Source organism: Nocardia pseudovaccinii NBRC 100343, assembly GCF_001613225.1.
Taxonomy (GTDB): Bacteria; Actinomycetota; Actinomycetes; order Mycobacteriales; family Mycobacteriaceae; genus Nocardia; species Nocardia pseudovaccinii.
In genome coordinates this window covers 1-26101 of record NZ_BDBY01000222.1, presented here as the reverse complement: position 1 = coordinate 26101, position 26101 = coordinate 1, and the positions used below count along the sequence as shown (strand labels likewise).

General features: G+C 65.8%; 28 protein-coding genes. 15 read left to right on the top strand and 13 right to left on the bottom strand.

Annotated features, from left to right (window positions below):
- Positions 1-765, top strand: a 765-nt coding sequence (locus NP3_RS28285; RefSeq protein ID WP_063044646.1) for an AMP-binding protein, incomplete at its 5' end; no start/stop codon positions are given.
- 28 nt (positions 766-793) lie between these two features.
- Positions 794-1252: a MaoC family dehydratase gene (locus NP3_RS28280; protein ID WP_063044645.1), complete on the top strand. Its 459-nt coding sequence runs from the start codon at positions 794-796 to the stop codon at positions 1250-1252.
- 9 nt (positions 1253-1261) lie between these two features.
- Here NP3_RS28280 and NP3_RS28275 read toward each other — a convergent pair whose 3' ends face one another.
- The gene (locus tag NP3_RS28275) at positions 1262-2077 is read right to left on the bottom strand and encodes an Fpg/Nei family DNA glycosylase (RefSeq protein ID WP_063044644.1); all 816 of its coding nucleotides are present in this window, start codon (positions 2075-2077) and stop codon (positions 1262-1264) included.
- Between the two features lie 220 nt (positions 2078-2297).
- On the bottom strand, positions 2298-2771 hold the full coding sequence (locus NP3_RS28270; protein WP_063044643.1) for a ribose-5-phosphate isomerase: 474 nt from the start codon (positions 2769-2771) through the stop codon (positions 2298-2300).
- A 168-nt stretch (positions 2772-2939) separates the two neighbouring features.
- Here NP3_RS28270 and NP3_RS28265 point away from each other — a divergent pair, with 168 nt between their 5' ends.
- The gene (locus tag NP3_RS28265; RefSeq protein ID WP_063044642.1) at positions 2940-3491 is read left to right on the top strand and encodes a hypothetical protein; all 552 of its coding nucleotides are present in this window, start codon (positions 2940-2942) and stop codon (positions 3489-3491) included.
- Positions 3492-3923: 432 nt separating this feature from the next.
- Complete coding sequence (locus NP3_RS28260; protein ID WP_507762169.1) at positions 3924-4799, top strand: M48 family metallopeptidase; 876 nt, start codon at positions 3924-3926, stop codon at positions 4797-4799.
- Positions 4800-4807: 8 nt separating this feature from the next.
- Here NP3_RS28260 and NP3_RS28255 read toward each other — a convergent pair whose 3' ends face one another.
- Positions 4808-5452 (bottom strand): mycothiol-dependent nitroreductase Rv2466c family protein, encoded by a 645-nt coding sequence (locus NP3_RS28255; RefSeq protein ID WP_063044640.1) that lies wholly within the window; start codon positions 5450-5452, stop codon positions 4808-4810.
- 179 nt (positions 5453-5631) lie between these two features.
- Between NP3_RS28255 and NP3_RS28250 the strand changes: the two genes are divergently transcribed.
- The 7 genes from NP3_RS28250 to NP3_RS28220 all read left to right on the top strand — a co-directional run bounded on the left by NP3_RS28250 (position 5632) and on the right by NP3_RS28220 (position 13361).
- Entirely contained in the window at positions 5632-6879 is a 1248-nt protein-coding gene (locus tag NP3_RS28250) for an NAD(P)/FAD-dependent oxidoreductase (protein WP_063044639.1), read from the top strand.
- Positions 6880-6976: 97 nt separating this feature from the next.
- Positions 6977-7375 (top strand): YciI family protein, encoded by a 399-nt coding sequence (locus NP3_RS28245; RefSeq protein WP_063044638.1) that lies wholly within the window; start codon positions 6977-6979, stop codon positions 7373-7375.
- A 9-nt stretch (positions 7376-7384) separates the two neighbouring features.
- On the top strand, positions 7385-8614 hold the full coding sequence (locus NP3_RS28240; RefSeq protein ID WP_063044637.1) for an RNA polymerase sigma factor: 1230 nt from the start codon (positions 7385-7387) through the stop codon (positions 8612-8614).
- 955 nt (positions 8615-9569) lie between these two features.
- Positions 9570-10745 (top strand): helix-turn-helix domain-containing protein, encoded by a 1176-nt coding sequence (locus tag NP3_RS28235; RefSeq protein ID WP_063044636.1) that lies wholly within the window; start codon positions 9570-9572, stop codon positions 10743-10745.
- Positions 10746-11224: 479 nt separating this feature from the next.
- A complete protein-coding gene (locus tag NP3_RS28230; protein ID WP_157124588.1) occupies positions 11225-11548 on the top strand; it encodes a hypothetical protein in 324 nt (107 codons plus the stop codon).
- Positions 11549-11550: 2 nt separating this feature from the next.
- Positions 11551-11868 (top strand): hypothetical protein, encoded by a 318-nt coding sequence (locus NP3_RS28225; protein ID WP_157124587.1) that lies wholly within the window; start codon positions 11551-11553, stop codon positions 11866-11868.
- Between the two features lie 971 nt (positions 11869-12839).
- Positions 12840-13361 (top strand): NUDIX hydrolase, encoded by a 522-nt coding sequence (locus NP3_RS28220; RefSeq protein WP_373864793.1) that lies wholly within the window; start codon positions 12840-12842, stop codon positions 13359-13361.
- A 135-nt stretch (positions 13362-13496) separates the two neighbouring features.
- On the opposite strand, the gene NP3_RS28215 is transcribed toward NP3_RS28220, so the two are convergent.
- Both NP3_RS28215 and NP3_RS28210 read right to left on the bottom strand, forming a co-directional pair.
- Positions 13497-13880, bottom strand: coding sequence for a hypothetical protein (locus tag NP3_RS28215; RefSeq protein ID WP_218024948.1), 384 nt, complete (start codon positions 13878-13880; stop codon positions 13497-13499).
- Between the two features lie 88 nt (positions 13881-13968).
- Complete coding sequence (locus tag NP3_RS28210) at positions 13969-14805, bottom strand: phosphoribosylaminoimidazolesuccinocarboxamide synthase (protein WP_063044633.1); 837 nt, start codon at positions 14803-14805, stop codon at positions 13969-13971.
- A gap of 136 nt (positions 14806-14941) precedes the next feature.
- Here NP3_RS28210 and pepN point away from each other — a divergent pair, with 136 nt between their 5' ends.
- Positions 14942-17524 carry an aminopeptidase N gene (gene pepN / locus NP3_RS28205; protein WP_063044632.1) on the top strand — a complete coding sequence of 861 codons (2583 nt, stop codon included), beginning with the start codon at positions 14942-14944 and terminating at the stop codon, positions 17522-17524.
- Between the two features lie 69 nt (positions 17525-17593).
- Here the strand turns inward: pepN and NP3_RS28200 are convergent, their stop codons facing one another.
- The 4 genes from NP3_RS28200 to NP3_RS28185 form a co-directional block, all read right to left on the bottom strand.
- Positions 17594-18058, bottom strand: coding sequence for a DUF5130 domain-containing protein (locus NP3_RS28200; RefSeq protein WP_063044631.1), 465 nt, complete (start codon positions 18056-18058; stop codon positions 17594-17596).
- Positions 18045-18320: an aa3-type cytochrome oxidase subunit CtaJ gene (ctaJ, locus tag NP3_RS28195; RefSeq protein ID WP_063044630.1), complete on the bottom strand. Its 276-nt coding sequence runs from the start codon at positions 18318-18320 to the stop codon at positions 18045-18047. Before ctaJ ends, NP3_RS28200 begins: the two co-directional genes overlap by 14 nt.
- Before the next feature lie 61 nt (positions 18321-18381).
- Entirely contained in the window at positions 18382-19986 is a 1605-nt protein-coding gene (locus NP3_RS28190) for a glycoside hydrolase family 13 protein (protein ID WP_084509089.1), read from the bottom strand.
- A gap of 134 nt (positions 19987-20120) precedes the next feature.
- Complete coding sequence (locus NP3_RS28185; protein WP_063044629.1) at positions 20121-20525, bottom strand: globin; 405 nt, start codon at positions 20523-20525, stop codon at positions 20121-20123.
- 189 nt (positions 20526-20714) lie between these two features.
- Here NP3_RS28185 and NP3_RS28180 point away from each other — a divergent pair, with 189 nt between their 5' ends.
- Positions 20715-21422, top strand: coding sequence for an HNH endonuclease (locus NP3_RS28180; protein ID WP_174566273.1), 708 nt, complete (start codon positions 20715-20717; stop codon positions 21420-21422).
- A 177-nt stretch (positions 21423-21599) separates the two neighbouring features.
- Here NP3_RS28180 and NP3_RS28175 read toward each other — a convergent pair whose 3' ends face one another.
- On the bottom strand, positions 21600-22160 hold the full coding sequence (locus NP3_RS28175) for a helix-turn-helix domain-containing protein (RefSeq protein ID WP_063044648.1): 561 nt from the start codon (positions 22158-22160) through the stop codon (positions 21600-21602).
- 79 nt (positions 22161-22239) lie between these two features.
- Here NP3_RS28175 and NP3_RS28170 point away from each other — a divergent pair, with 79 nt between their 5' ends.
- Both NP3_RS28170 and NP3_RS28165 read left to right on the top strand, forming a co-directional pair.
- Positions 22240-22938, top strand: a complete 699-nt coding sequence (locus NP3_RS28170) for an AzlC family ABC transporter permease (RefSeq protein ID WP_063044628.1) — start codon at positions 22240-22242, stop codon at positions 22936-22938.
- Between the two features lie 58 nt (positions 22939-22996).
- Positions 22997-23317, top strand: a complete 321-nt coding sequence (locus tag NP3_RS28165) for an AzlD domain-containing protein (RefSeq protein WP_063044627.1) — start codon at positions 22997-22999, stop codon at positions 23315-23317.
- Between the two features lie 163 nt (positions 23318-23480).
- On the opposite strand, the gene NP3_RS28160 is transcribed toward NP3_RS28165, so the two are convergent.
- The 3 genes from NP3_RS28160 to NP3_RS28150 all read right to left on the bottom strand — a co-directional run.
- Complete coding sequence (locus tag NP3_RS28160; protein ID WP_063044647.1) at positions 23481-24146, bottom strand: DUF8185 domain-containing protein; 666 nt, start codon at positions 24144-24146, stop codon at positions 23481-23483.
- Positions 24147-24279: 133 nt separating this feature from the next.
- The gene (locus NP3_RS28155; protein ID WP_157124589.1) at positions 24280-24702 is read right to left on the bottom strand and encodes an acyl-CoA thioesterase; all 423 of its coding nucleotides are present in this window, start codon (positions 24700-24702) and stop codon (positions 24280-24282) included.
- A 41-nt stretch (positions 24703-24743) separates the two neighbouring features.
- The coding region (locus NP3_RS28150; RefSeq protein WP_174566272.1) for an NAD-glutamate dehydrogenase domain-containing protein at positions 24744-26101 on the bottom strand (1358 nt) is incomplete at its 5' end.

The following is a 26101-nucleotide window of genomic DNA, read 5'->3' as shown; positions in this document are numbered from 1 at the left end:
ATGCTGAAAATGTTGTGTGAGGCGCCGGAGTGGGAGACCACCGATCTGTCGAGCGTCCGCTGCGTCGCCTTCGGCGGCTCCCCCGTCCTCGAGCACGTGGCCAAGGCGTGGCTGGCCCGCGGCATCCAGGCCCTACAGGGCTACGGCATGACCGAGGCGGCACCCGGCGTGCTCATGGCACTGCGCCACGGCGCCGACGCACATCCGGTATCCGCGGGTGTTCCGCACTTCTTCACCGACGTCGCGCTGCTCACCCCGACCGGCGAGATCGTCGAGGGACCCGGCCAGGGCGAGCTACTCGTCAAGGGCCCCAACGTCTTTGCCGGATACTGGAATCGACCCGATGCCAGCGAACAGGCGTTCATCGACGGCTGGTTCCGCACCGGCGATATCGTCCGCATCGACGATGACGGCTGGGCGCACATCGTCGACCGTGTCAAAGACATGATCATCTCCGGCGGCGAGAACATCTACCCCGTCGAGGTCGAGGCAGCCATCTCCCGCCTGGACGGCGTCTCCGATTGCGCTGTGGTCGCGGTGCCGGACGAGCGATGGGGTGAGGTCGGGTTGGCGTTCATCGTCGTCCGCGCCGGTCACGCCATCGACGAGGACGCGATTCGCACCCATCTCGAAGCAAATCTCGCCCGATACAAGATCCCGAAATTTTTCATCTTCCGCGAGCAGCTGCCACGCAACGCCCTCGGCAAGCTCGAGCGCCTGCGGCTCCGCGACGACGCTCGCCAAATGCGCGGACTGACACCGTAAATCCACAACAACCGAAGGAGCGCGCTACATGGCGACCACCGTCGACAAACCCACCGACCTACTCGACCTCATCGGCACCGAACTCGGCAGCAGCGACTGGCTCGAGATCCCGCAGCGCGATATCGACATGTTCGCCGAGGCCACTCACGACGAGCAGTGGATCCACGTCGATGTCGAACGCGCGAAGACCGGCCCCTTCGGCGGCACGATCGCCCACGGCTACCTGACCCTGTCGCTGCTCATTCCGCTCTGGTCGCAAATACTCGTCATCGAAAACCGCGGCATGGCAATCAATTACGGCCTCAACAAGGTCCGGTTCCCAGCCCCCGTCCCCGCCGGTTCCAAGGTCCGCCTCACCGCCACCCTCACCGACGCCACCGACCTCGGCGACGGCGCCGTCCAAGTCACCGTCGACGCCGTCATGGAACGCGAAGGCGCTGACAAGCCGGTCTGCATCGCCCAGATGGTGCACCGCTACTTCCGGTAGAGCTGCGGTTCAGCCCGCCTGACAAGTGGGGCACCAGAAGAGGTTCCGGCCCTCCAGCACGGTGTGTGCGACGGGGGCGCCGCAGAGGCGGCAGGGGGCGCCGGGGCGGCGGTAGACGTAGGTGCGGGGGCGGTCGGCGGCGTAGGAGGGTTCGCCGTGGTCGTGTTCGGGGCGGACGACGACCATCTTGCCGACCCGAACGCCCACCCGCATCAGCGCGACCAGATCGGTCCACATCGCGCCCCACTCGTCGGCAGTGAGCGCGGTGCCCGGTCGCTGTGGCGAAATACCGTGCCGGAAAAGCAGTTCCGCGCGATACACATTGCCGACACCCGCGAGTACCTGCTGATCCATCAGCAGTGCGCCGATGGGCCTGCGCGAGCGATGAATTCGCCGCCAGGCCCGTTCGGGATCGGCGCCGCGCCGCAGTGGATCCGGCCCGAGCCGCTCGGTCAGTGCCGTCACCTCGGCGTGGGTGTACACCTCGCAAGCGGTCGGTCCGCGTAAATCGGTGCCGTACAGGCGATCATCGGCCGACGCGTCACCGACGATCCGCATCCGCACCTGCCCGACCGGCTCACCCATCGGCAGCGGCACCTCGGTGAACACCCCGTACAACCCGAGGTGCACGTGTACGACCAGACCCGACTCGTAGTGGTGCAGAAGGTGTTTGCCCCATGCGTCGGCCTTGATGAGCACCTGTCCGTCGATACGCGCGGCCCCGGCGGCGAACTTGCCCTGCGGGCTGGAAACACGCACCACTCCCCCAGCGAAACGTCGCTGATGTAGTCGCGCGAGCCGATGCAGTGTGTGCCCTTCAGGCATCGAAGGTCGAAATCCTCTCCGGTTCGCGGCCACGCTCGGCAGGGGCCGCGCCCCTCTGCTTCGCGCTCGAAACGCACACCACACTGCCCGCGAAGCACTGTCGCCGCAGCCGCGTAAGCCGGTGCAGCGCATAGCTCTCGGGCATCGAGACTAAAGATCCTCTCCGGTTCGCCGCCACGCATCGCCGCTCGGCTACCTTGCGCGACGGCGGATTACGCGCTCAGTAAGCCGGAACCGCCGGGGCCACACCGGACTTCTCGTACTCGGCCAGGATGTCGATGCGGCGCTGGTGGCGCGGCTCCTCGGACCATTTGGTCGAGACGAACGCGTCCACGATCGCCAGCGCCTCCTCGGTGGAGTGCATGCGGCCGCCGATGCCGATCAGCTGGGCGTTGTTGTGCTCACGGGCCAGTTGCGCGGTCTCCACGCTCCAGGCCAAGGCGCAGCGGGCGCCGGGCACCTTGTTCGCGGCGATCTGCTCACCGTTGCCGCTGCCGCCGAAGACCAGCCCGAGGCTGCCCGGATCGGCGACCGTGCGGCGGGCCGCCTCGATGCAGAAGGCGGGGTAGTCGTCGAGTGCGTCGTACTCGAGGGCGCCGCAGTCGACGACCTCGTGGCCCGCCTGCTCCAGATGGGCCTTGACGTGATTCTTCAGTTCGAAACCGGCATGGTCGGCACCCAGGTATACGCGCATGGCTGCGATTGTGTCAGGCGTGTTTCGCGCGGCGCGCGGTGGGCGGCACCACCGTCATGGTGCACCTGACGACACCATCGATTCGGGATTGCGCTCCCTCGTGGCAACGAGCCCGCAACGTGATCGTTGATGGCAGAAGTTCACCGCTGCCAGCCGAAGGGAAACATCATGAAGTCGCTGCTCTCCACCAAGTCCGGACGCACCACGCCACGGCTGCGTCGCGGGCTCGCCATCTCGATCGCCGCGGGGGCCGCGGCCGGTCTGCTCGGTGCGGCAACCGGCCAGGCGAGCGCCGCGCCTGCTGTCGATTGCCTGTGGGCGGGATCCGGCCATGCGCAAGGCGCGACACTGGTGGCCGGTGGCTCGACCTTTACCTGCGCGACAGATCAGCGCGGCGCACCCCAGTGGCTCCGGGGCGCTGCCGTCCACACGCCGAGCACCGTCGCAAATCCCGGCGCCACCGCCGGTCCCTCGGGCAACTTCAGCGCGGGAGCACTGCAACCCGGCACCCAGTACAACGACTACTGCGTGGGCACTCAGCTCATCGATGGCAGCGAGCAAATATATGAGGTGGTATCCGATGCGACGGGCACGCTGCGGTGGAAGGCGGCGGGTTCGATCTCGCAGTGGAGTTTCGACCCTGGCAAAGGACCGGTGCCGACGACCCGCTCGGCCAGCCTGTGCCTGCCCGACCCGGTGATCTTGCCGCCGAACCACTGAGTCGAAAACGGTGCGGCATCGTGCGAGTGCCGCACCACCGGGCATTAACACCACTGGCGGCCACGGCGAATCGACAGGTATGTCAGCGGTGTTCGCGGCCACCAGTGCCGACCGCACACCAACGGCGCCGAACCTCGTCCCCGGCAAATGAATAGAGTTCTTCGCATGCAGCCGCACGACTCCCAGCCGCCCCAGCAGCCGGGCGGACCCGCCGACCCCTATCCCGCTCTCGGCGGATGGGCGCAGGCTCAGGACGCGACCGCCACACCGAACGATTCGCCGCAGTACCCATCGTCGCCGCAATACCCCGCCGCGCCGTACCCCGGATTCCCCACACCCCACTACGGACCCGCGCCGTACGGATACGGTGTGGCTCCGGTCCCGCCCGGCACGCCCCCGCAGCGGCAGCCGCGCGGCCTGTCCCCGTACGGCATGCCCGCGCGGCACCCGTGGGAGATTCCACTGCTGGTAGTCGTCTGTGTGATCACCACGCTCGCGATGCTGATCGCGGTGGCGGTGTGCATCGATCTCGTACTGGATGGGAAGCAGCCGAATATCTACCTGATCATCCTGGTCTTCGCACCGATCGTGGTGTGGTTCCTGCGCGGTATGGGCTACGCGGCCATGCGGGTCAACGGCGTCAAGATGTCGCCGACCCAGTTTCCGGAGGGCTATCAGCTCGTGGTCGAGGCGGCGGCCCGATTCGGAATGGCCAAGGCGCCGGATGCCTATGTCGTGCTCGGCAACGGCCAGATCAATGCCTTCGCATCCGGTCACGGGTTCCGGCGCTATGTCGCGGTCTACAGCGATCTGTTCGAAATCGGCGGCGCCGCACGCGAACCCGAGGCTCTCGCCTTCATCATCGGTCATGAGGTCGGGCATATCGCGGCTGGTCACACCTCGTACTGGCGTCAGCTCGGCATGTTCGTGGCGCCATCACTCCCGATCATCGGCAGCTCATTGATCCGGTCCCAGGAGTACACCGCCGACAACCACGGCTATTGCAACCGGCATGTCGGCGCACCGGGCGCCATGGGCACCCTCGCGGCGGGCAAGTACCTGAACAAGTTGGTGGGCTTCGATGAGATGGCCGATCGGGCCGCGGTCGAGAAGGGCTTCTTCGTCTGGATCAGCAATGCCATGTCCTCGCATCCGGTGCTGACCTGGCGGATGTGGGCACTGCGCGACCGCAGTAGGCACGGCAAGCTGTTCTGGCGACCGAACCGACCGGCCGGTGCGCCACCGGCCGGTTCGTACCCGAGCAGCTACGGCGAGGTTCCGGCGTTGCCGCCGAAACCCGTGCCGTAGGTCCGCGGTCAGTCGAAGGACGGATCCTCGGTCCGGGTCCGCTTCAGCTCGAAGAAGTGCGGGTAGTCGGCCAGCGTGACCGCCGCGTCCCACAGCTTCCCGGCCTCCTCGCCGCGCGGGATCCGCGACAGCACCGGACCGAAGAAGGCATTGCCGTTGATGTGGATGGTCGGGGTGCCGACATCCGGACCGACCTTATCCATGCCCTCGTGATGGCTCTTGCGCAGCGCCTCGTCGAATTCGGTGCTCTCGGCGGCCGCGGCGAGTTCGGCGGGCAGGCCCACCTCGGCGAGCGAATCCGCGATCACGGCGGCGAGGGTTTCCTTGCGGGAGTCGCGTGTGTACTCCTCGCGACGGTTGTGGATGCGGGTGCCCATCGCGGTGTAGAGCGGGGACAGCACCTTGTCACCGTGCTCCTCGGCGGCGGCGATGGCGACCCGGACCGGACCCCAGCCGGTGGCGAGCAACTCCTCGTACTGCGGCGGCAGGCCCTCCCTGCCCTCGTTCAGCACCGACAGGCTCATCACGTGGAAACGGGCCTCGATATCGCGGACCTGCTCGACCTCGAGAATCCAGCGGGAGGTGATCCAACACCAGGGGCACAGCGGGTCGAACCAGAAATCGGCAACGTTCTTGGTGGTCGTCTCGCTCACAGAGGTTCCTCTCCATCGCACGCTCGCAACGCGCGGATTCGCCGCGCCACTATCCGTGGCCAACCACGCGGGCGCGCGATTCGTTCCCGGACCGGACGCCCGATTTTCCGAAAAGGCGGCCCGGGGTCCCAGTAGGGTGACACGCAGGCGTCCGGTTCCCTCCCGAAAAGGAGTCCGTAATGACCTCTGATCAGCATTTCGTCATCGTCGGCGGCGGGCTGGCCGCGGCCAAACTGGCGGAAGCGCTGCGCGCCAACGATTTCGCCGGAACCGTGACGCTGATCAGCGCCGAGGATTACCTGCCATATGAGCGACCACCGCTGTCCAAGGAACATCTGCTCGGTAAGAAATCACTCGAGGAATTCACCGTCGATCCGGGCCAGTGGTACCGCGATCACCATATCGACGTCCGGCTCGGCACCGAGATCGGCGCGATCGATCCGAGCGCGAAAACCGTGACGCTGCCGGATGGTTCGACGCTCGGCTACGACAAGCTCGCACTCGCGACCGGCTCGACACCGCGCCGCCTGCCGATTCCTGGCATGGATGCGCGGGAGGTGTACACGCTGCGCAACATCGGCGATTCCGACAGCCTGATCGAGCTGTTCGGCTCGGCCCGGCGGCTGGTCATCATCGGGGCGGGCTGGATCGGGCTCGAGGTCGCCGCGGCCGCACGCGCCGCCCAGGTCGAGGTCACCATTGTCGAATCCGCCGAACTGCCGCTGTTGGCGGCGCTGGGCCCCGAGATGGGTGAGGTCTTCGCAGATCTGCACCGCGACCACGGCGTCGACCTGCGATTCGGCGCGCAGGTCGAGTCGATCACCACTCATCAGGCCGGGGCGATCACCGCCAGTCAGGGAGGGGTGGAGCTGGCGAGCGGCGTCCGGCTCACCGACGGCACCGTGATCGAGGGCGATGCGGTACTCGTCGCGATCGGCGCGCGGCCGAATATCGAACTGGCCGCGAACGCGGGGCTGGCGACCGACGGTGGCGTACTCGTCGACGCGAGCCTGGCCACCAGCGACCCGGATATCGTGGCGGTCGGCGATATCGCCGACGCGCAGCATCCGGTGCTCGGGCGCCGAATTCGGGTGGAGCACTGGGCGAATGCGCTCAATCAGCCCGCCGTCGCGGCGCAGACCATGCTCGGCAAATCGGCTTCCTATGAACGCCTGCCGTACTTCTTCACCGACCAATACGACCTGGGCATGGAGTACACCGGATATGCCGCGACCGGCGAGTACGCGCGGGTGGTCGTGCGCGGTGATGTGGGCGAGCGCGAGTTCGTCGCGTTCTGGCTCGATGCCGAGAACCGGGTGCTGGCGGGGATGAATGTGAACATCTGGGACGTGACCGACCGGATCAAGGAGTTGATCGGCCAGCAGGTCGATCCGGAAAGGCTCGCAGACACCTCCGCGCCGCTGTGATGTGGATCACTATCGTGTATGCGTCGAATCGGCGCACCCAGCTCCGACCTCATCGCGAGCGCGCCGCCGGGGCGCACCGCAGGCTAGGAGACCGGAAATGAAATACATGCTGCTCAAGACCTATGGACCCGCCGCCAGCTGCGACGTCCCGATCACCGAGTGGACGCCGGAGGAGATCAAGGCGCATATGGACTTCCAGCGGGCGCTCGGCGCGGAGCTGGCCAAGACCGGCGAACTGGTCGACGCGCAGGGCCTGGCCGGGCCGGACGAGGCCCGACTAGTCAGTTCGGACGGACGCTCGGCGCCGGTCGTCACCGATGGGCCGTTCCCGGAAACCAAGGAGTTCCTGGCCGGATATTGGGTTGTCGATGTGGAAAGTCCGGAGCGTGCGCTGGAGATCGCCGCACAGGCGTCGGCGGCCCCCGGACCGGGTGGTAAGCCGATCGGCGAGTACATCGAGGTGCGCGCGGTGATGGGTGCCCCGGCGACCGAGTAATAGTTGTCCATGCACGAAGCACCGCCCATCGAGGACCTGTTGCGCGAACTCGCGCCACAGGTCCTCGGCACGTTGGTACGCCGATTCGGCGATTTCGACACCGCCGAGGACGCGCTGCAGGAGGCGATGCTCGCGGCGGCGACCCAATGGCCCGCCGATGGGTTGCCGGATAATCCGCGGGCGTGGTTGATCCAGGTCGCGCAGCGACGGATGGCCGATACGGTGCGCGCCGAGGTGGCCCGGCGACATAGGGAGACAACGGTTTTCGAGCGCGACGTGCCCGATGCCGAGGCCGTCGATCGTGACGATACGCTCGCCATGTTCTTCCTCTGCTGCCATCCGGCGCTGTCGTCCGCGAGTGCCATCGCGCTGACATTGCGCGCGGTCGGCGGGCTCGGCACGACGGAGATCGCCAACGCCTTCCTGCTGCCGGAAGCGACCATGGCACAACGGATTACGCGTGCGAAGAAGAAGCTGGCCACGCTCGACCGCCCGTTCGCCCGGCCCGGTGACGCGCAATGGCACGAGCGGCTCGGTGCCGTGCTGCATGTGCTGTACCTGATCTTCAACGAGGGGCACACCAGCACCGCGGGACCCGACCTACAGCGGACCGACCTCTCGAACGAGGCGATCCGCCTGACCAGGTCGATCCATCGGCTGCTCCCCGACGACACCGAGGTCACGGGGCTGCTCGCGCTCATGCTGCTCACCGACTCCCGCCGGGCCGCCCGCACCGGCGCGCACGGTGAATTGATTCCGCTCGCGGAACAGAACCGCGCGCTGTGGGATCGCAAGCTCATCACCGAGGGCATCACGTTGACGACCGGTGCACTCGCCTCGGGTCTCACCGGTCCCTATCAGATCCAGGCCGCGATCGCCGTACTACACGCCGAGGCGCTGCGTGCCGAGGACACCGACTGGCGTCGAATCCTGGCCCTGTACAACATAATCGAGCGCATCTCGAAGAACCCGATGGTCACTCTCAACCGCGCCGTCGCCACCGCCATGGTGCACGGCCCCGCCGCCGGTCTCGACCTCGCCGACACCCTCGAAGACCAGTTGGCGGGCAATCACCGCCTCGACGCCGTCCGCGGCCACCTACACGAAATGGCAGGCGATTTCGCCGCAGCCATCACCTGCTACACCTGCGCCGCCAACCACACCGCCAGCACCCCCGAACGCGACTACCTGACCCTCCGCGCCGCCCACCTCCGCCACGACGCCTTACCTCCAGCTTGAAGCCGGTCGGTTGTCATCGTTCACTCCCAGGCGACCCGAATGCATTCGCCGCCCCTCGACCCACCGTGTGCGCCGATGCGGTCGGCCTACTGTCCTATCGGATAAACCTGGCCACGTACTGGACATCCAGCTCTACGCACGGGACGCAAGCAATGCTTGCGCGGTGCTATGGCCTTCGGAATGATGATCGGCAAGGGGTTCCATCGAAAACCATTGGAGGGCACCCAGTCTGACAAGCACGATCACTGGTTCATATGTTGTACAGCCCACTACGGGGGGTTACCACATTGGGCACAGTGCGTCGTTATACCCGTGCAGTACGCCGCGCCGAGGGGCGGCGAACTAGGTTGTGGGCCCCTGATCGGCCGACAACTCTGGATGGGGCTGCATCTGGATCGAAGGTGCCCTGAGCGCACGTAGATGCCGCTTGGGCACAGCAATTGATTGCCCTGCACCGTCGTAGGAGTTGGTGTGTTTGAAATCGCCTTGCTCGGATCCCTTTGTTTCATCTGCTATCTCACGCTTTGCGGATTAGTGGTTGTTCGCACTGGGAGCGCTGCGGGCTTACGTGACGTTGCGTTCGCCGTCCATGGATTGGGTAGGAGTTTGCCTATGGGCGAGTGAGTAACGAGGCCGCGGGTCGAGCACTAACTGCTCGACCGCGGCCTCACCGGCCGATGAGTGGATCTTGGTCGACACAAAACGGGACAGAAAAGCGGAATCCCAACGTGGCAGGGCCTTAGTGGAGCTCAGGGGACACGAACACCAATCCCCCAGGTCAGACCTGGAAAGGTCCCAACCTACGCCAGGGTCACCTGATGTAAAACAGCGAAAGGCTCTCGCTTGCTGACCGATCGCTGATGCCGAACGGACCCGAGTCTCAACGCCTACATCGACTGGGAGCCTCGAGACCGGCACAGTGACGTGGTTGCGAATCAGCCGTAGCGTGGTGTACATGAGTGCGGATCTTGGGGACCGACTTAAGTCAACGCGGAAGCGGCGCGGATTGAGTCAGCGCGAATTGGCAAACAACTCTGGCGTTTCACTGTCATTGATTCGGAAGCTCGAGCAGGGCGACCGGGCAGGTGTCCGCTTGGAGACATTGCGAAAGCTCGCCATCGCGCTCCGGACGCGCACGTCGACGCTTCAGGCTGGACGCGCAGACGCCGAGTATGCCGACGCCGAAACGTCGGATGTCTGGGAGCCTGTACGTCGAGCGCTCGCTGGTCTGGACGCGAACGACACAATCGACGAGCAGCCGACGAACGCGGGCGTACACGCAGCGTACGAGGCACTGATGCCGATGATCGACGAGCACCGATACGGAGAGACCTCGGCAGTGCTCCCCGCGCTGCTGTGCGATGCCGACGCTCTCACCGATCACGAAGGCCGCGCGATACGCGCCCGCCTGCTCAGTATGACCGGCTGGATGCTGACCCAGAATCGGCAATTCGATATTGCGGCAATGACATTGGATCAGGCCATCGATGCCGCGCCTGAGCGCGGGATAGCGGTCGGCGCGGTGAATGTTCTGGTTTGGTCCGCCCTCCGTCAAGGCAGGCTCGACATCGCCCGCGAGTTGGCAGTGAAATGGGCAGACGACATCGAGCCGCGGTTCTCGCGCGCGACGGTTTCACAGCTCGCGCTATGGGGTCGGCTGTGGCTGTACGTCGCAAACGTTGGTGTACGCGACAACTCGCCCGGCGAGACAGAGGATGCGCTGAGTTTGGCGCGTGCGGCAGCAGACCGGATCGGCCACGAGGTGCTGTATGACCCGAATCCGAACAGGTTGTTCGGGCCTGTGACGGTCGCACAGATCACCGGCGAATGCGCAGTAATCGCCGAACAGCCGAGCAAGACGCTCGCCATCGCGGAAAGCCTTCCGACAACGGTACTCTCGCCGACCGCGGCCGGTCGTCTGCGGCACCGGCTCGACGTTGCCAACGCGCACACCCAGTTGCGCCAGCACGGCGAAGCCACTCACACCTTGCAGCAGCTGCGCACGGCAGCACCGGAATGGCTTGCGCAGCAGCGTTATGCGCGTGACATCCTCGGAACGATCGTCCATCAGCGTCGCACCCTCACCGATGAAATGCGGGAGCTGGCCGAGCTTGTCCGCCTCGAGTACTGAACTCGCTGCTGATCACATGCTTTCGTGGCACTTTCGGTGAACTGATTCCGGAAGTGACACAGACACTTCCCCCCCACGGCGCGAGGCTTGCTATAGCCCCGACGCCGGGTGATGACCGAAACCCATATCCCTTATCCGGCATCCCGACCGCGATGTGTGTTCCGTGGTCGGTGGCCTTGAAGCCCTCGGCGGCGGGTGCTCATCAATGACGAGCTGGAGGGCAAAGACATGGGGCGCACAACGAATACGCCGAACTCTCGGCGCTGAACAAACGGGCTAATTCACAACTGCCGCAACGTGATCCCTTCATCGGCCCGCCCGGTATCTATTCCGGCGCACCGGGTGATTTGGTCGAGCTGTTCGCGCACGCGGTCCGCGAGTGGGTGGATCCACCTGCGGCAGAAGAGCCGCACCGAGGGCCGCACCGGCGATGGGGTGTCGAGTCCTCCGGAGAGGATGAATCACCCGAGGGGACCGTCTTGGCGCTCAGTGAGCCGAAAGCGAAGCCCTGCCCCCGCTGCACCCATGAGGACGCCGAGCCGCACACCGGAATTTGCCACTACTGCACCGCCGATATCGAGCGCGCAAGCCGCGCAATCGTTGTCGCGCTCCGCGACGCCAACGCCGGAACCGATCGCCTGGCGGGCTGGTTGCAGCACGACGACGGTTCCTGGGCCCCGGTTGACGACCACGGATTCATCGGCCAGACATTCGCATTCACATTGGACGACCAACACGCGTTCGACGAGCACACCGTGATCACCGTGGAGCCGATCTCGATCGATGACATGGAGGTCGACTAGCCATGTCGACTACTGGAGTTGTATGCGCCACAGTCGCGGGGGTTGTCACGCTGGGCGTTGTGGTCTTCTACGTACTGCCGCACCTCCTCGACCGCCCGGTGCACGTCGACGGTGAACGCCCCAGCACGGAAATACTTGCTCGCATCGCACGCGACCAGTGCCACCGTGCACCGGACCATCCGTACACCCTCTGCGAAGCACGGTGCGTATTCCGTGCACGCATCAACTGCGACGCCGACTCATGCGGCGCAAAACATGAAGCGTTCTGGACCCTGGTCGACGCGGGGGTGCTCCGCCCCGTCGCGTATGTCGAGCGGTAGCGCGTCTGATTCACCCGACCGGATGTGTCGGTCGACGACCCACCCAGGCTGGTCTATCACTTGCAGCGCCGAATGAGCAGGTGCGAGCACCGCCCGCGCACAACGCATCTCCCGAACTGTTCTCACCGTCGGCCCAGTTGGCCAGCGAAATCTGCGGCGGCGCACATACCCAACTCAACAAGGACCTGAATAATGCTATCCCGCTGTAACACAATCATTTTCGTCGAAATACCGTGGAAAGCCAGGTCAAACCCAGCTTGTTTACTACCTGAACTTGAGTTTTGATTGGAAGCAAAACGCGAAGATTTTTTTGAAGCGATCGGAGTAATCGGGCACGCAGACGGATGATGTCCACCTGCAACCCACGTTGTGGTTCCTCCGGCGACAACGGCCACCAACAAGAATTCCACCCGCAAAGGTGTCGGCATCCCATCGAATCCCGCCAAAACCTGGGATGCGGCTGCGCAGCCCGCCGCTATCGCGGCAAGCAGAACGCGTGAGGGCCAGCGCGCCATAGCCGAAATGACTCACCATCAGCACCACTCACCGCCCACGCATACCTCTTGGGGTCAAGTTGAGCGGAAGAAGGAAGAACGGCCGATCAGGTGGAACTGGTGGCGGCATCGGCCGAGAGGGTGCCGCCGCCAGTTCCACGTGATCACTTGTCCAGTAGTGCATCTCGGGGGGACCGCAGCGGTCGGCGATCACGAAATTTGTGCCTGATCCACGATTCCACCTGCCGTTGGCAGTCTGGGGCGTCCGCCCAGCGATAGCGCCCCCCACCCGTCAGCAACGGGCCGTTAGCTCCATCCCCGAGCGGCTTTCTCTACCTGGGTCCCTAGGGTCAGCGCGTGGGTCCTGCTTATCTGATCCTCGAGTACGTCAAAACGCTCGAGTGGCCTGTCTTTTGCTTCACGCGGCTGGTCCGTAGGGTGCATTGACGCAGATCCACACACCTCGCTGGATCCGCCGTGTCAGGTGCACACTGGGCGACGGCAGGCGGCAGACTGCTCGGTGTGGCAGGCAAATTCAGTGCTGGGATTCTGTTGTTCCGTCGGAACTCCGCTGCGGTCGAGGTGCTGATCGGGCATATGGGTGGGCCGTTCTGGGCGCGTAAAGATGCGGGGGCCTGGTCGATTCCGAAAGGTGAGTACGAACCGGACTACGAGAGCGCCGAGGTGGCCGCGGCGCGTGAGTTTCTCGAGGAACTCGGGCTGCCAGTGCCCGATGGCGAGCGGGTGCCGTTGGGCGAGGTTCGCTACGGCAGCGGCAAATCCGCCAAGAACCTCACCGTCTGGGCTGTCGAGGGCGATCTGGACCCGGCCGCCGTTGTCCCCGGCACCTTCGAAATGGAATGGCCGCCCAGATCCGGCCGCCTCGCCACCTTCCCGGAAATCGACCGCGCCGAGTGGTTCGACCTCGTCACCGCGCACGACAAACTGGGTGCGGGCCAGCGGCCTTACCTCGAGCGACTGGCCGAACACCTCGCCTGACCGGCCCCGGACAGCGAACACCCCGCCTCGACCAGGCACCCAACCCGCTGTAAGAACCAGGCACCCGCACCCATCAACCACCGCACGTCCCCAACAGCAACCGAGCACCACTGACCCACTCCGATGAGGCCAGCCTCACCAGAGATGCAGGAAACTCCGGACATCGTCGAAACCATCGAGTGCCCGTCCGTCCACGTCTGACGGATCCACCTCAGCACGCGTCGCCAAGGACCGCACCAGCGCAACGGACTCATCGCTGAGCTGTCCGAACCGTCGAGCGATATGTCCCAGGCACAGGCCTGCCAGCCCGAGCAGCGGGCTACCCGACACCGCCCGCATTCCGACCTGCACGCACCAGTGCTCGACGAACTCCCGATCGTCGTCGTTCAAGGCACTCCCCACCAGAGCATCCGCCGCGTCGGGCTGATGCGCCCGGTCAGCGAGCGCCCGCTCCAACACCCCGACCACCACGTCATGCGGCAGGGCAGCAGGATTGTGGAAGATCAGATGCGAATGCACGCCACGAGATTACCCATTCCAGTGCGGCGCTTGGCTCGGCCGGGCGAACGTTGTCGGCTGCGGCGCTAGCGAACCCAGCCGCCGATGGTCAGCGAGGAGCGCCACTCCAGCTCTGCCCGGTGATCAGCTCGTATGCCTCCATGTACTTCTGCCGAGTCGCATCGACGACCTCCGCGGGAATCTCCGGCCCGGGGTACTCCTTATTCCACCCGGTGGAGGTGGACCAGTCGCGGACGAACTGTTTGTCGAAGGAGCGTTGGGGGCGGCCGGGTTCCCATTCGGCGCCAGGCCAGAAGCGGGAGGAGTCGGAGGTCAGTACTTCGTCACCGAGGGTGAGAATGTCACCGTCCCAACCGAATTCGACCTTGGTGTCGGCGACTATGACGCCGCGCACGGCGGCGTGCGCGGCACCGCGGGTGTAGATCCGCAGAGTCAGGTCGCGCAGTTGCTCGGCGACCTCGCGGCCCTCCTGATTCACCACATCCGCGAAGGTGATGGGCTCGTCGTGGCCCTCGGAGGCCTTACTGGTCGGGGTGAAGATCGGCTCGGGCAGTATGTCGCCATCGCGCAGACCGCGCGGCAGTGCGACGCCGGAAACCGTCCCGGTGCGCTGGTATTCCTTCAGCCCCGACCCGGTCAGATAGCCGCGCGCGATGCATTCGACCTGCACCATCTTCAGCGGCTTGACCCGGATGCCGCGACCGGCGAATTCCGCGGGCACATCGGTCGCGGAGACAACATGGTTGGGCACATCGGTGAAGAATTCGAACCACCAGTTGGACAGCTGGGTCAGCAGCGCGCCCTTTTCCGGGATCGGCGTCGGCAGCACCACGTCGTAGACCGATACCCGGTCCGACGCCACCAGCAGCAGGGTGTCGCCGTCCTCGTAGAGGTCGCGCACCTTTCCGGCGTGGATGTGCTTCACGTCGCAGCTCCGATCCTGGTCGATAGGGTTCAGGGGAAAAGTCCCGCGCGGGCAACCTTACCGAGGTGGCATTGTGGTGAGTGCTGTGCCCGCCGGGGGCCGCCCGTGCATGTTCTTCGAACCACGAAGGAGTCCAATGTCCGCACCGAACCTGACTCGCGACCAGGCGATCGAACGCGCCTCGACAGTGCAGGTCGAGAACTATCGCATCGAGCTCGACCTGACCGACGGGACGGGGCAGCCGGGCGAGCAGACCTTCTTCTCCCGCAGCACGGTCACTTTCACCGCGACCGCGGGCGCGAGCACGTTCATCGATATCGTCGCCCGCGGGGTCCGCTCCGCCGTGCTCAACGGCACGCCGATCGACGTCGCCGACTACGACGAAGCCAAGGGCATCACCCTCACCGGTCTGGCCGAGCGCAACGAACTCGTCGTCGAGGCCGACTGCGAATACTCCAATACCGGTGAGGGCCTGCACCGCTTCGTCGATCCCACCGATGACGCGGTCTACCTGTACTCGCAATTCGAAACCGCCGATGCCAAGCGCATGTTCGCCTGTTTCGATCAGCCGGATCTCAAGGCCAGCTTCGATATCAGCGTCACCGCCGCGCCGAGCTGGAAGGTCATCTCCAACTCCGCCGCGGTCGATACGCTCATCGCCGATCCCGGCAAGCACCTGTTCCGCACCACCCCCCGGATGAGCACCTATCTGGTCGCACTCATCGCGGGCCCGTACGCGGAATGGACCGACGCCTACACCGACGATCACGGCACCATCCCGCTCGGCATCTACTGCCGCTCCTCGCTCGCCGAACATATGGACGCCGAGCGCCTCTTCACCGAGACCAAGCAGGGATTCGGCTTCTACCACGACAACTTCGGTGTGCCGTACGCCTTCGGCAAGTACGACCAGCTGTTCGTCCCGGAGTTCAATGCGGGCGCGATGGAGAACGCCGGTGCCGTTACTTTCCTGGAGGACTACGTCTTCCGGTCCAAGGTGACCCGTGCCTCCTACGAGCGCCGCGCCGAGACCGTACTGCACGAGATGGCGCATATGTGGTTCGGCGATCTGGTCACCATGAAGTGGTGGGACGACCTGTGGTTGAACGAGTCGTTCGCGACCTTCGCCTCGGTACTGTGCCAATCCGAGGCGACCGAATACACAAGTGCCTGGACCACTTTCGCCAATGTGGAGAAGTCCTGGGCCTACCGCCAGGACCAGCTGCCCTCCACGCACCCCATTGCCGCGGATATCCCGGACCTGCATGCGGTGGAGGTCAACTTCGACGGAATCACCTATGCCAAGGGCGCTTCCGTGCTCAAGCAGCTCGTCGCGTATGTCGGTCTGGAGCCGTTCCTCTCGGGTCTGCGCGCCTACTTCACCGAACATGCCTACGGCAATGCCACTTTCGACGATCTGCTGTCAGCGCTGGAGCAGTCCTCGGGCCGTGATCTGTCCGGCTGGGGCGCGCAGTGGCTCAAGACCACCGGCTTGAATATCCTCCGGCCGGATTTCGAGGTCGACGCCGAGGGCAAGTTCACCTCGTTCGCCGTGGTGCAGGAGGGTGCGGCACCCGGTGCGGGCGAACGTCGCGTCCACCGCCTCGCCGTCGGCGTCTACGACGACCAGGACGGAAAGCTGGTGCGCACCAAGCGCGTCGAGCTCGATCTCGATGCCGCCGAGCGCACCGACGTCCCCGAGTTGGCAGGCGTGTCACGCGGCAAGTTCGTACTGGTCAACGATGACGACCTCACCTACTGCTCGGTGCGCCTGGATGCCGATTCGCTCGACGTGCTGGTCAACCGCATCGCCGATATCGCCGAACCGCTCCCCCGCACGCTGGCGTGGTCGGCCGCCTGGGAGATGACCAGGCAGGCCGAATTCCGGGCCCGCGATTTCGTCGCCCTGGTACAGCGCGGCATCGGCGCCGAATCCGAAATCGGTGTGGTGCAACGACTCCTGATGCAGGCCAACACCGCGATCGGCAGCTACGCGGATCCGGAATGGGCCGCCACCACCGGCTGGCCCGAATACGCCAACCGGCTGCTGGAGCTCGCTCGCGAGGCCGAGGCGGGTTCGGACCACCAACTCGCCTTCGTCAACGCACTCACCGGCGCCAAGCTGTCGGACTGGCACACCGAGGTGCTGGGTGAACTGCTCGACGGCGATCCGGCGAAGGTCGGTCTCCCGGGTCTGATCGTCGACACCGATCTGCGCTGGCGGCTGGTCACCGCACTCGCGGCCGCCGGTGAGATCGACGCCGAAGGGCTCGCCACCCCCACGATCGATACGGAGTTGTCCAACGATCCGACCGCGGCGGGTAAGCGGCACGCCGCGGCCGCGGCGACGGCCCGTCCGATCGCCGAGGTGAAGGAGCAGGCCTGGACGACGGTGATGTCCGACGATTCGGTCCCGAATATCACCGCCCGCTCGATCGTCGGCGGCTTCGCGCCCAACAGCCAGGGTGAGCTGCTGACGCCGTACGTGGAGCGCTATTTCGCCGAGGTTCCCGGCGTCTGGGAGCGCCGCTCCAGCGAGGTCGCGCAGACCGTGGTCATCGGGCTCTATCCGGCGTGGGCGATCAGCGAGGAGGCCGTCGCGACGGCGGACAAGTTCCTCGCCGACGACCATCCGCCCGCGCTGCGCCGCCTGGTGATCGAGGGCAAGGCGGGCATCGAACGCTCATTGCGCGCCCGCGCCTTCGACGCCCAGGACTGAAACACCCAGCGCTGAAACACAAACGGCGCGTTCACCTCAACCGAGGTGAACGCGCCGGACGTGGAACGATCAGCGACCGATGGCGGCGGCCATCACGCGAACCGCGGAGACCAAGCCGTCGATGAGCTGGCCCTGCCGGAACGAGCTCAGCGCGGCGGTGACGCCGAGCTGGCAGACGCGGTCGTTGGCGCGATCGGCGACCTCGTGGCCGGAGCGCACCTCGATGGCCTTGTCATTGGGCGAAACCGCGATGAGCACCGAACGCGCGGCCTCGGGGGTCGCGGGGAAGACAGCGTCCGCACCGGCGGCCGGATCCGCGCCGAGATCGCCGATATAGATGTTGAAGCGCACCTTGGTCGCGCGGGTCGCCTCGGTGAGCACGTTGTCCATGGTGAGCCGCTCGTCATCGCTGAACGGGGCTTCCTTGAACACCGCGCCGGCCTCGTGCACACCCGAGACGCGGCCGCTGCTGGTGACCACCGAACCGTGCGGCAGTTCGGATTCGACTACCGCGGGCCAATTAGAACTTGCCACTTGCCCGGCCTCCGATCAGCTCCACGTCGGTGGATTCGATTGCCGCATGGTGCCCATGCGAAGACTCAGCGTGGTGACCCGATCCGGTCACCTCGTCGGTAGCACTCCACAGCACGGGAGGCTGGGTCCACTTCTGACCGAGATCGAAGTGGACCGGCTTCTCGCCGGGCAGTGGCTTGCCGAGAAACGACAATCCGGCGATCGCGCCGTAGATCACCAGCGGGATGCCGAGGAAGATCAGCACTGTCTCGAGAATGCTCACGGAACAAAGGTAGACGATCCTCTGTAGTAGTTCGCGCTCTAGTCGAACTCGTGTTGTCCGGTCACACCAGCCAGGCGGCGGCATTCGCGGGCAACTGTCCGTTCACCGGTGGAGCGCTGACGAGCAGTACATCGCCCGGCGGCAGGGAGATCGGCACCGGAGATGCGTTCAGCACGCAGACCAGTCCACCCGGTCGCCGGAAGGCCAGGCAACCCGATGGGCTGCCATACCACTCGATCCGCGGGCCCGCGAATTCCGGTCGGACACCGCGTAATTCGATCGCCAGGCGATACAGCGACAGCGTGGAGCCCAGTGCCTCCAACTGCGCCTCGACCGACGACGACGCCCATTCCGGCGGTATCGGCAGCCAGGACCGCTCGGCCGTGGTGAAGCCGAACGGCGGCGTGGCGCCCTCCCACGGAATCGGCACCCGGCAGCCGTCGCGTCCGCGCTCGGTATGTCCGGAACGCTCCCAGACCGGATCCTGCAGCACCGCCTCGGGCAGATCGTCCACATTCGGCAGTCCGAGTTCGGCGCCGTTGTAGATGAAGACAGCACCGGGCAGCGCCAACTCCACCATCATCATCGCCCGCGCCCGCGCCACCCCGACCGGACCGCCGCCGTAGCGGGTGACCTCGCGCTCGATGTCGTGGTTGGACAGGGTCCAGGTGGGCGAGGCGCCCACCGGCGCGACGGCCGCGAGCGAATTGTCGATCGCGGCCCGCACCGGATCGGCGGCGAATTCGGTCTCGGCGAGACGGAAATTGAAGGCCAGGTGCAGTTCGTCCGGTCGGACGTACTCGCCGAATCGGGTGTTGTCGTCGACCCACACCTCGCCGATCGAGACCGCGTTCGGATACTCGTCGAGCACCTTGCGGATGCGGCGGTGGATCTCGTGCACATTGGGATTGTTGAAGCGCGGATCGCTGTCGTCGTGCACGAGCATCTTGGTATCGACGCGCACCATATCGGGCAGTCCGTCCGGTTTGGCCATGCCGTGCGCGACATCGAGACGGAAGCCGTCGACGCCGCGGTCGAGCCAGAACCGCAGCGTCTGCTCGAAATCGGCGGCGACCTCGGGATTCTGCCAGTTCAGATCGGGTTGCTCGCGCGCGAAGATGTGCAGGTACCACTGGCCGGGGGTGCCGTCTGCCTCGGTGATCCGGGTCCAGGCGGGTCCGCCGAAGATGCTCGGCCAGTTGTTCGGCGGCGTGGCGCCGTCGGGTCCGCGGCCGTCGCGGAAGATATAGCGCTCGCGTTCATGGCTGCCGGGTGCGGCGGCCAATGCCGCGGCGAACCACGGATGTTGGTCACTGGTGTGGTTCGGCACCAGATCCATGGTGACCTTGAGATTGCGGTCGTGCGCCTCGGCGATCAACTCGTCCATCGCCGCCATACCGCCGAACAGCGCGTCGATATCGCGCGGATCGGCGACGTCGTAGCCGCCGTCGGCCATCGGCGACCGCATCACCGGACAGATCCAGAGCGCGTCCACCCCGAGTAGTTCGAGGTAGCCGAGCTTCTCGCGAACTCCACCGAGATCGCCGATCCCGTCACCGTCGGAGTCCGCGAAGGATCTCGGATAGACCTGGTAGAACACGGCCGACCGCCACCAAGGTTGGGCGGTGCGATCCACCGGCGCCGGCACGGCAGGTGTATCAGTCACATCCGCAATAGTGCCAAAGATTTTCGGTGAATTCGCCCAAGCTCAACTGTGTTCTGCGATATCCGGCAAATTGTCAGCGTTGCTTAACCCGAGCCGAAACCCCGGCGCTGACCCGGGAACTCGACGGAATGATCTCACCAAGCCGCATTCATCAGCGAATTTGCCGCCATCTCCAAATAGTCGAGCAATGCCTTGCGATGTTCGTCGTCCAGGATTTCCGGTTCGATTTCCGCCACGCCGATGTGCATGCAGCGCAGCCACGCGTCGCGCTCCACCGGACCGATTTCGAACGGCATATGCCGCATCCGCAGCCGCGGGTGCCCACGTTCGTCGGAGTAGGTGCGCGGCCCGCCCCAGTACTGCTCCAGGAACATGCGCAGGCGCCGCTCGGCCGGTCCGAGGTCCTGCTCCGGATACAGCGGGCGCAGCACCTCATCGCCCGCCACCTCGCGATAGAACACCGCGACGATCCGCTGGAACGTCTCCGCACCACCGATCGCCTCGTAGAACGACGTGGCTGTCTGCTCGCCGGAACTCATCAGGTCCTCTCGATCGGGGCAATGTGCCGCCGTCCATTGTGCCCGCGTTACGAACGGGCGGCCCTTCAACCACAGTTCATCCGACATTGTGCGAAATCACCGTGCAATAGCAGGCGTTCCATGGTCAACTGGGTGGCAGTCTCTGCCGAGATACCACATGATCTTGATTACGAAGAAACCGGGGTCACCATGAAGCAGCGGCACGGCCGATCACATGAGGCCAGGACGCACCGACAACTCCAGCCCGCCGACGTCCACAATCGTGGGTCGGGGGCTACTCCGCTGCACATCTTGTCCGACCACCATCCGGGTGCCCATCGCACCGGTGAGCCTGCTCACCACATTCCACACCTCACTCCCGTCCAGAACGAGGCCGCCAGCTGGTTGAAGCGCCGGGTGCTGCTTCTGAATGCCACCTACGAGCCGCTCACCGCACTGTCCGCGCGCCGCGCCGTCGTACTTCTCATCTGCGATAAAGCCGATACCGTCCACCACGACCCCGAGGGTTCGGTGGTGCATTCCGCCGAGTCCGCCGTCACGATTCCCTCCGTCATCCGGCTGCGCAGCTATGTGCACGTGCCCTATCGCGCGCGCGTCCCGATGACCCGTGCCGCCCTCATGCACCGCGACCGCTACCGCTGCGGCTATTGCGGGGGGAAGGCGGAGACCATCGACCACGTCATCCCGCGCAGCCGCGGCGGCGAACACTCCTGGGAGAACTGCGTCGCGAGCTGCGCGCCGTGCAACCACCGCAAGGCCGACAAGCTGCTCAGCGAGCTGGGGTGGACGTTGCGTTCGCCGCTGGTTTCGCCGAAGGGGCCGCATTGGCGGCTGTTGTCCACGACTGCCGATCTCGATCCGGTGTGGTTGCAGTATCTCGGTGAGGGCGCTGCCTGAAGCTTCGAGGCATGCGTGGCCGGAGCGGGTTTCGCATGGCCTGAGGCGAGATGTGCCGCGGCCGGAGGTCGTGACGATGTCGCCGTCGATCCTCTAGGGCGGGGCGCCCGCGATGTGTTCGGCGAGGTCGTCACCGGGCCGGAATTCCGGCAGCCCGGTGATCGCCGGACGAGCCGATCACGTGTATTCGACGACCAAGGTGGCCCAGGTGTCGGGTTCGAGGGCCTCGAAGACGTGCGGTGCGTCGCCCGGGTAGGCGATGTAGTCGCCGGGCGCTAGCTCGACGGGTGCGTCGATCGGGCCGACGAGCGCGCGTCCACTGGCGAGGAGCACGTGCTCGACCACACCCGGGATATGCGGCTCCGATTTGCGCGCATGACCGGGTTCGGACGTGATGCGGAACAGATCGCGGCGAGAGTTGGCCGGACCGGCCGCCAGCAACGTTGCGCGATACTCGGACTCGGCGGCGGCGACCACCGGCCCCTCCCCCGCGCGGATGACGTGAACGGTGGGCCGCGGCGGGTCGAGCAGCCGTGAGAAGGGCATGTCCAGGGCAACGCACAGCGCCCACAATGTCTCCAGGCTCGGATTGCCGGTGCCGGATTCCAGTTGGGACAGTGTGGATTTCGCCACACCCGCGCGGTTGGCGACCTCGGTGAGCGATAGCCCGGCGCGGGTGCGTTCGCGGCGCAGGGCAGCGGCGATCACCGCCTGTGGCGTCGTCGGACTCTGCTCCATTTCCGCTCCCGTCGAGTAACCGGCCGCCCAACAGAGAACCATATTGACGAATCGTCCCGCCATGTTCACTATAAGCTACATGCGTTCGATATGGCGAACACTCGATCGGGACACACTTTCAGGGATCGCGGCGGTACTGCTCGCAGTCGGGCTGATCGGTGTTTCCTACGGTGCGACCGCTGTCACCTCCGGATTTCCGCTCTGGGTGCCGGTTGTGCTCGGGGTCGTGGTGCTCGCGGGCGGGGCGGAGTTCCTGTTCATCGGAATCATGGCCGCCGGTGGCAGCCCGATCGCGGCGGTGCTGGCCGGACTGCTGGTCAATGCCCGGCATCTGCCGTACGGGCTGTCGGTGCCCGATGTGGTCGGCACCGGATGGCGGCGGCGCATCGGCGTGCATGTGATGAACGACGAATCCGTCGCGCTGGCACTGGCCCAGCCCGATGTGGCGCGACGGCGGGCCGCGTATTGGGTGAGCGGGTTGGGCGTGCTCATCGCATGGCCGGGCGGTGCGGCGATCGGTGCGCTGATCGGGACCGTGGTGCCCGATACCGGTGCGATCGGGTTGGACGCGGTGTTCCCTGCGGTGCTGTTGTCGCTGATCATGCCCGCACTCCGAGCACGCGGCACCCTGCGCGCCGCACTGATCGGCGCCATTGCCGCCGTGGCGAGCGCTCCGTTCCTGCCCGCGGGAATGCCTGTGCTGGTTGCGCTTTCGGGACTGTTCTTCGCCATCTCGAACCGGGACGGCGAAGAGCCTGGCATGGCGCAGGCGTCATGAGCGAGCGCGACACCGCCGCCCGTGGCATGACGCAGCCGAGCACCCACGAGGGGCAGGTATGAGCACACCGGTCTTGCTGGCGGCCATGGGCGCTTTGTCCGCCGGAACCTACGCGTTCCGTTCGTCGGGTCCTGCTCTGCGCAATCGCATCCGCTTCCCGGAGCGGGCGACGAAGCTCCTGGAGATCGGCGCGGTCGTGCTGCTGGCCGCGATGGTCGCCATCACCACCCTGCCCACCGGCTCCGGCCATCTCGGATTAGCCCTTCCCGCAGGCGTTCTCGTCGGCGGCCTCCTGGCCTGGCGCAACCAGCCCATGCTTGTGGTGATCCTGGCCGCCGCGGCCACTACCGCCGCCCTGCGCCTGTTCGGCGTTTCCTGACTCGGAGGTCGAAGAAGAGTGCGGCGAGATCCGGAGCCGGTCGAGCACCCGGCCGACCAACGGCTGTGGCGCTTCGACACCCCGTCGACTACAGGCCGCTCGAGGGAACAGCGGACCGATCGAGCGGCCCGGTCAGCATTCGCGGCAGCAGCTGTGCGGGAGCCTAGCTGGGAGTGAGCGGGATGCCACCACCGCGGCGGCGGGCTACCGAGCCGTAGCGCGCATCGAGACGCAACCAAGTTCTAGTGGCCCGCACGCGGACGATCTCGGCGGGCGGGATGCGGCGCGGGTCGGCCTTGTCACCGGAGTGCGGAATGAAATCCATTGCGGTGAGGGCGAATACGACGCGCATCGGCACCTGCACCCGAGCTTCGGCCGCCGATACGGTGAGCACCGTCTGGTCCAGCAGGGAGGCGGGCGGGCCGTGACTGCTGCCGTGCTCCTTGGCCAGCGCCGCCCCCTGTTCGGCGAGTTCGACGAGGGTGCGCGCGGGCACATCATCGACATGTTCGAAGCCGACATCCGGCGGCAGCGCACCGCGCCAGGCCGAATCCATCGAGTAGCCGAGATCGATCGGACTGCCCGACGGCAAACCGGCCAGCACCAGATCGGCACCGACGGTGACATCGTCGACACCGAGCTCGGCGACCACGGTGCGCACCGCGAGCGCCTCGAAACCCGTTGCCACCCATGCGGATACGTACCGTCCCCCGCGACGGCGCAAACGCACCACCGCCGCGGGGTCCAAACGCGTCGCCCGGGTCAGGAACGTCGCCAGGTTCTCACGCTCGGCCGGATCGGAGACATCGAGCACCCGCTGCCCCGACATCAGCGCGTCACCATCTTTGCGCCGCACCTGGATTCAGCCATCACCACACGACCATTCCACCACTGCCCGCGATCGAGCCGAACATGTCCGCCCGATCGGCCACCAGCTCCCGCCGAGTCGATTCGCTCCGCTGTCAGTCTTTCCACTCGGAGAGGTAATCACGTTCGCCATCGGTGAGCCGACGCAGGCGCTGCGTGCGCATATCGAAGGCCGCGATCTGGGTGGAGGCGATCACCGCGGCAGGCGAGTCCGGGGCCGCGCCATTGGCCCGGACCTCGTAACCGATGGTGAAGTCGACCGCGCGCAGCTGCTCGATCCACATCGCGATATCGAGCGGGGTGTCCTCGTGCCGCAGCTGGCCGCGGTAGCGGACCCGAAGGTCCGCCAGCACACAGCCCTCACGCAACGGCGCGGTCGGGCGCCCGTCCTCGAACAGCCACGGAATCCGCGCCTCCTCCAGCAACGTCACCATGCGGGCATGGTTGACATGCTGGAACACGTCCATGTCCGACCACCTGACGTCTACCTTGGCGTGGAAGCGCTTGGGCAGCAGCAGGCTGCCACCGAGCGCGCTCCCGTTACGGTTGAACGAACTGGTCAACGCGGTACCTCCGATTGAGCGCCCACCCCGCTCACCATGCTTCGCACTTGCCGCGCCGCAACCGACAGCGTGGCGAGATCGTGGGTTCCGGACTCGAACAACTCCGACAGCGCGGCCCGAGCGCGCCCGAGCCGGGACTGGTTTTTCGACTCCCAGTATGCAATCTTCTCGTCCGCTGTCTCCTCCGGGTCGCCCCCGGAGAGCACGTCGAGGGTCAGCGAGCGCAACGATCCGTACATATCGTCACGCAGTGCGAGCCGGGCCAACGCATGCCAGCGATCGCCGCGTTCCAGGTGGCTGACCGCCTGCAACAGCCAATCGATCTTGAGGTGATCGTTGAGCGCGTAGTACAGCGAGCCGACCTCCTCACCGCTGCGATCGGTGATATCTGCGATATCCAACACATCGAGCAGCGGGAACAGATTCAGCAGCCCGAAGACCTCGGTGGCGAGGTCGGTCGGCGCGCCGCGGGCGATCACTTCGGCGGACTGATCGGTCAGCGTCGCAACGTGATGTCCGCGCAGCCAGCCGGGCACCTTCGGTGCCAGTTCCCGCACGCCCCGGCTGTACCGGTTGATCTCCGCGCCGACCGCGATCGGCTGTGGACGGTTGCTCAGCAACCAGCGCGAGGCGCGGTCCAGCGTCCGCTTGGTCTCCAGCTCGAGTTCGTCGCGCACCGACACCGCGGCATCGGTGGCCCGGATCCGCGCCCACATATCGTGCAGATCGAAGATCTCGCTGGCCGCCGCGAACGCGCGCACCGCGTCGGACGAGCTGGCGCCGATCTCCTCGTTCAGCCGATGGGCATAGGAGATGCCGCCGTAGTCGACCATCTCGTTCACCACCATGGTGGTGGTGATCTCGCGACGCAGTCGGTGCCGCTTGATAGCGGCGCCGAAACGCTCGCGCAGCGGTGTCGGGAAGTACTCCGGCAGCCGGGTGGCGAAATACGCGATATCCGGCAGATCGGTTTCGAGCAGGTCGGCCTTGAGCGAAAGCTTCACGTGCGCCATGAGATTGGACAGTTCCGGCGACGCGAGACCCGTGCCCTCTTCGATCCTGCGCTTGATCTCCACCTCCGAGGGCAGCGCCTCCAGCTCGCGATCCACCCCGCGACGCGCCTCCAGATCTTCGATGAGCCGCTGATGCACATTCAGCATCCGGGGTGCCTCGGCCCGGGAGATACCCATCAGGAAGTTCTGGGAGACGTTGTCCTGCAAGACCATCTGGGCGACCTCATCGGTCATCGACGCGAGCAGCGGATTGCGTTCGGCCTCGGGCAGTACGCCCGCGCTGACCACGCCGTCGAGCAGCACCTTGATATTGACCTCATGGTCGGAGCAGTCGACACCGG